We start from the raw sequence: 5,636 nt of genomic DNA, 5'->3' as shown, positions 1-5,636 counted from the left end.
CGCTTGTCCCGCCGGACCGCCCGCGCCCAATTCGCTAGAAGCTGGACGTCGATTTGGCAACCAGTTTGAGCGCACCTTTTTCAATCCGGTAAAACGGCATCGAGCGTTCGCTGGATCCATCCGCGCGGAACCTGAACAAGCCGGTCGATCCGCGAAATCCGTTCGGGTTCTCGAAAACCTGCCTGTTGAAGCCGGTCGGTCCGGCAGCGCTCGCGATGCCCGCGGTCAGGGCGACCATGTCATAGGCATAGGCGACATTGACGTCGGCCTGGTAGTTGAAGGTTGTCTTGAAACGATCCGAAATGGGGCCTGTTTCGTGTTGGTCAAGGGTCGCGATATAGGCACCTTCGAATAGTGGACTGGCCGGGTACTCCAGCCAGCGGTTCGTGCCAACCACCGAGGTCGATTTTCCGGGAATGCCTTTTGCCTTCAGGGCGATCAGGATTGGCGACGGATTGCTGTCGCCGCTGGCGACGACCACGGCATCGGGGGCGTCCACCAGCGAGCCCATGTCCGTCACCGCCTTTGTCGCGCTGTCGGCGCTCGTATAGGGTATGGTGATCGCAAGTGCGGCTCCGTACACGCTGAGGCTGTTGGCAACCCGCTTTTCGACGATATCGGCACTCGCGCCCGCCGGCACCAGCAGGACGAACTTCTTGCCGCCCTTGGCCGCAATCGCGCCGGCGCCTGCAGCGGCGCTGTCTGCCTCGCTGAGACATACCGCATAGACGCCCGGGCCACCGGCAAAATTGTCCGCAAGAGCCAGAACCACCGGCCGGTTTGCGCCCGACAGTTTCGCGACATGCTGGGCCGCCGGCAGTTCGGTCGGACCGATGACCACTTTCGCTCCCGAAGTTATGGCCTTTACCGCCAGTTGCTGCGAGTAGGTCGCGTCTCCCTTCGTGTCCTCGACGGTAAGCGTCAGCAGCGGGTTGCCGAGATCCGTCATCGCGAGCTTGGCGGCGTCGAGCATCTTTCTGCCGTTTTCGCCTGCGGATCCGGAGGCGGAGAGGGGCAGCAGCATGGCGACTTTTGTGGGGCCGGTGCCGAGAGACTGCGTTGCCATGCTTGCGTTGGCGACAGCAACAGCAGCCGGCTGATTGGGGGCCTGGATGGCAGCGGGGTCGAGCGCGTCTGACACCGCGCCTTTCGATTGGCAGCCGAGCAACGACATTGCCAGCGCGCAAGCGACCACGCACGTTCGCAAGCTGTGGACCTGCCGGTCAGATACCATTTTCTGCCGGCGCGCTCTCGCTGTTGCGGTCAGTTCATGTACTCGACCATACGGTCGTGAAAACACTCGCACTTGTTGAGCGTGTCTTCGTCCTTGTAGTTCGTCTTCAGGTAGCCGTAAGCCATGCCGCAGGCGACCTTGGCTTCCGATGCCCAGACGAAGACCGGCCGCGACGAGTTGATCCATTCCGGGCTCTTGGCGACGGCGATCGACTCATCCATCAGCTTCACGACCTGTTTCGTGAGGTCGACCGTGTTTTCGGTCAGCACGAGATTGGAGGTTCCAACGGTGCGGCAATAGTCGGCCGTCGGACCTTCGATGATGTCGGCGGCAAAGCCGGTGGATCCAGCCAAGAGCAGCGCCGCGGCCGTGCCCAGCGATCTTGAACGAATTTTCATGTAAGCCCCTCTCCAAATTGCCATTTCATGTTCCGCTAATGCATAGCATGGGAGCACAAGCGCGCAGAAGTGTTAAATCGTGACATGCTGCTGCGTATGTGTTGCGTCGTCATAGAGGATGTTGATCGTACCGGCTGCGGGTGCGTTCTGCAGTACGGCCACATCCACGAAGTTTGCCGCGTTGCCCGAGCCGCTGGTATCGACGCTTACTGTGCTGGTCGCGCTGTTGTAATGCACATAGTCGGCGATGTTGCCAGCCGGCGCCTTGTCGAAAAGCGCCGTTAGGTCGATCTTATCCCCTTCGTCGCCATGGTAGTCGACGATCAGATCCTTGATGTTGAGATTGTCGATCTTGAACGTGTCGGCTCCCGAAGTGCCGTCCATGGCCACCGACGGCTGCGTCGAGGCAACCAGCGATGTATCGAGTTCCACCTCGACATAGTTGCCGCTCGTGCCGTCGGCCATCTGGAAAGTGCCGTTGCCGGTCACGGTCTGCCCGTCGATTTCGCCGACAGCCGCGTTCGCTGCCGTGCTGATGGAGACGATACCGTTGTCGGCGAGGTGCGACAATTCCCCGGTGTCGCTGATGCCGTTGGCATTGGCGTCCTGCCAGATCACCAGGCTGCTGAACGCCGCGTCGTTGTGGTCGATGACGCCGTCATGGTTGCTGTCGAGCGAAGCCAGCGCTGCCGCGCCGCTGTCGAAATGGCCGCCGTTGAAGTTCGGCGTGAACAGCTCCGTGCCATCGTCGATCTTGCCGTCATGGTTGAGGTCGACCGCCAGCATGCCGTCATGGGATGTGTTCCAGGCGAGCTGTTCCTTGGTGCCATCGCCGTTCATGTCGAACTGGACACCGTGGCTGACGTCGGAGAAGGCGAACCCATTGTGGTTCAGGTCGAGAATGATGGGGTCGACCGAGCCTCCGATGAGGTTGTTCAGGTTCGATATGGTGACGCCCTGGAGATCGACCAGTGCTCCCACGCCGGCATTCGTGGTTGTCTGGGTATAGACGTAGGTGTGGTTTACCCCTGAGATCGTTGCCGTGAAGGCGAGCGTCGCCCCGGCGTCGCCGATGTCTGTGGCGTTAAGATACTGGACAACCGCCGCCAGGCTTGCGGCGGACGTGACCGCCAATGGCGCGGTAAAGGTGTCGGTTCCAAAGAAACTGGCGATGCCGTTCGTGACCGAATGGGACTGAACCGTGTCACCGCCGATCGTCAACGTGGAGTCCCCGCCATTGACGTTGCCCGCGGTGGCGGCCACCAGACTGCCGGGCAGTGTCAACTTGTCGGTGCCGGCGACGAAGTCGGTGATGATGTCATATCCGGTGATCGTGCCTGCATTGCCTGATCCGCCGATGACGGGTGTCGATTCACCCGACCCGATCACGAACGTGTCGGCGCCGGCTCCTCCTGTCATTGTGTCGGTATGCGTGCTTGCGGCGATCACATCGTTGCCGGCCGTACCGGTAAGCGTGAAATTGCCGCCAGTCCCAGCTGTTTCAACGTTGATGCTGAGGGTGGAGCTTGACGAGAGGTCGCCGTCACCATCACGGGCGACGATGTGGAAATCTAGACTTTGATCGGGAGGCAGAATGGTATGCGAAACGCTGACATCCGTCCCGATACGCAAACTTCCTGTTCCTACAGTGTCTATATTTTCGATCTTGAGGACGCTGAATTGAATCGTCGGATCGATGGTTAGAGGACCTGTTGAGGATACAGTGATGTCGTGGGTTTCTGTATCCCCGTTTACTGGATTTGTTGCGGTCCATCGTATTGTTACAGGGCCCTGCTGAATCTGCTGGATGTTTATGGTAACGGATTCAAGAAGGTCTGGATTGGAGCTCGCGGCATCGTTGCCAGCGACTCCGGGCTTGTGGAACTCCATCTCGAACCATTCGCCGTAGTCGGTCCATTGATTGCTGACGCCGAAACCCTGGTTGCTGGCGTTGACTCCGTTGCCGTTGCTTTGAAATTCGACCCGACCCAATTCATTGACCGGAGTATTTGGATCATCGGCCAGTTCGCGGAAACCGGGGCCTCCAGCACCAAGTTGAGCGAACGAAATCTGTTCTGTGGTCGCCGCGCCGGGTGTGATCAGCTCAAAGGTATAGGTCGCATCGGCCTTGACGGTCAGCGCGAAGATATCCGTGCCGTTTGAGTCCTCGGCGAGAAGCCGTGTCGTTCCATTACCAAGATCGGTTTCGGTGTAATGGATTCCATCGATGACCGGCCCGGTGATGTCGAACGCATTGTTAGTGGAGTGGCCATCGGCCCCGAAGCTGACGTTGAACGTACCATTTACGGTGCCGATTTCGTTGGGGATCGTGGCGGAAGTGAAGGAGCCTAGCGTCGGCACGTCGTCAGTAACATTGACCTGAACCGTCGCGCTCGCCTGGTCTCCGTCCGAATCGGTAGCGACCACATTGATGCCGGTCAGGTTGATGACATTCTGTCCACCCGCGTCGGGATGCGGGAAATTGTCGAGCAGCGTCACATTGACTGTCGCCGAGCCGTTGGTGCCAGCCAGGATTGGCAGCGACGATGCGACCAGGTCGATATGGATGGCGTCGATGCCGTTGATCGAGCCGGTGATCTGGGTCGGCCCGGCCAGCGTCCAGACGATGTCGGCGCCGGCAACTCCGTTGACGTCCGCCGTGATCCCGGCGACCGATGTGAAGGCCACCCCGGTGATGTTGTCGGAACCGGCATGGAACGTCACCGTTCCGCTGCCGTCCTCGACGTTGGTCGCGGGCGCGCTGCCGGTCGCATTGGCGGTGCCGAGCCCTTCCTCGTCCACCGCGATGACCGCGTTGGTGACCACCGACGGGTTGGCCCCGTCATTGATGGTGATAGTCAGCGTGGTCTGCGAGGTGTCGCCGTCGCCGTCCTTCAGCGTGTAGGTGAAGGTATCGGTCACTGGAGAGGCGTTGCTGATGTTGGAATTGGCCACGTAGCTATAGGTGCCGTCGGGGCTCAGTGTCAGCGTGCCGTACTGGCCGACGACATGGAAGTCGCCGCCCACCACCGTCGTTGCCCCAGAACCCGTCACGCCGCTCACCGCGGCGCCGTCGGCACCCTTGGTGTCGGCGCCGGCCGCATTGCCGTCGCTGCCGACGCCGGTAATCACGTTGCCGTTCGCCGTGCCGCCTTCCGTGACGCTGTCCGTGTCGGCAACCGCCGTCGGCACGTCGTCGACGATGGCAACCGTGAAGGTCGTGCTCGCGGTGTCGCCGTCGACATCCGTGACGGTGATGCTGAAAGTGTCGGGAACCGTGTCGTTGGCGTCGTATCCGGTCGTGTGAACGGGATGCGTGACCGATTCGGTGACCGTGTAGTCATACTGGATGGCACCCGTGCCAGGATCGAACGACAGGATCGTGATGTAGCCGAACTCGCCCGCGATTTGCTGGTTAACGCCGGTCACGGTGGTGCCGTTGATGACGATCGAGCCGATGCCATCGGGTGCGTCGATGCTGATCGTCCCGACGCCGGAGGTTTCGGAGTTGCTTGGTGCGTCGCTGCCCGGCGATTGTTGCGGGCCGCCATCGAGACCGGTTTCGCTGGCCGCCTGGCCAGGGTCGGTCAGGGACATGGCCACTACGGAGACGCCCCTGTCGACCAAGGAAGGGAACAGCTCGCGATGATCCAGCTGCCCAAAATGCAGGTCAGTCGGCGGCAGCAATGCCGAAAGGCCGAAGCCGTCGCCGATCCCGCCGGCAGGCTGTTCGAAATTGCCGCCGGCGCTCGAGGCCGAACCTCCCGGGCCCGCCGAGATGGAACCATCCGTGCCAAACGCGACATCGACATGGCTCGCTTCCAGCGCGGCGATCAAGGCCACGCGCGGCACTTCGACTTCGCCGATGATGAAGGTCGGCACATTCAGGGCGCCGTCCTTGATGACGATGACCGAGCCGTCCGCCTGCTCGAGCACGAGGTTGTGCCCGTCGACCTTGATGTTGTCGATCGAGACATTGGCGGGAAGTCTGACGACGTTGCTTG

3 protein-coding genes are annotated in these 5,636 nt (G+C 61.1%); all 3 read right to left on the bottom strand.

The features are described 5' to 3' along the window. Nucleotides 1-34: 34 nt before the first annotated feature. Nucleotides 35-1,234 (bottom strand): penicillin-binding protein activator, encoded by a 1,200-nt coding sequence (locus EOA36_RS25695; RefSeq protein WP_127279954.1) that lies wholly within the window; start codon nt 1,232-1,234, stop codon nt 35-37. Between the two features lie 29 nt (nt 1,235-1,263). Further along, nucleotides 1,264-1,632, bottom strand: coding sequence for a hypothetical protein (locus EOA36_RS25690; RefSeq protein WP_127279953.1), 369 nt, complete (start codon nt 1,630-1,632; stop codon nt 1,264-1,266). Between the two features lie 72 nt (nt 1,633-1,704). After that, the gene (locus EOA36_RS25685) at nt 1,705-5,568 is read right to left on the bottom strand and encodes a type I secretion C-terminal target domain-containing protein (RefSeq protein ID WP_145969306.1); all 3,864 of its coding nucleotides are present in this window, start codon (nt 5,566-5,568) and stop codon (nt 1,705-1,707) included. Between the last annotated feature and the right edge of the window lie 68 nt (nt 5,569-5,636).

Origin of the sequence: Mesorhizobium sp. M8A.F.Ca.ET.021.01.1.1 (assembly GCF_003998025.1) — a bacterium.
Classification (GTDB): domain Bacteria; phylum Pseudomonadota; class Alphaproteobacteria; order Rhizobiales; family Rhizobiaceae; genus Mesorhizobium.
Note: the sequence above shows the minus strand (reverse complement) of the source record. Positions and strands in the feature narration are given on the sequence as shown.

Bases quoted from the DNA above. Each gene is read 5' to 3' on its own strand.
- EOA36_RS25695 (WP_127279954.1), bottom strand. From the start codon at position 1,234: ATGGTATCTGACCGGCAGGTCCACAGCTTGCGAACGTGCGTGGTCGCT.
- EOA36_RS25690 (WP_127279953.1), bottom strand. From the start codon at position 1,632: ATGAAAATTCGTTCAAGATCGCTGGGCACGGCCGCGGCGCTGCTCTTG.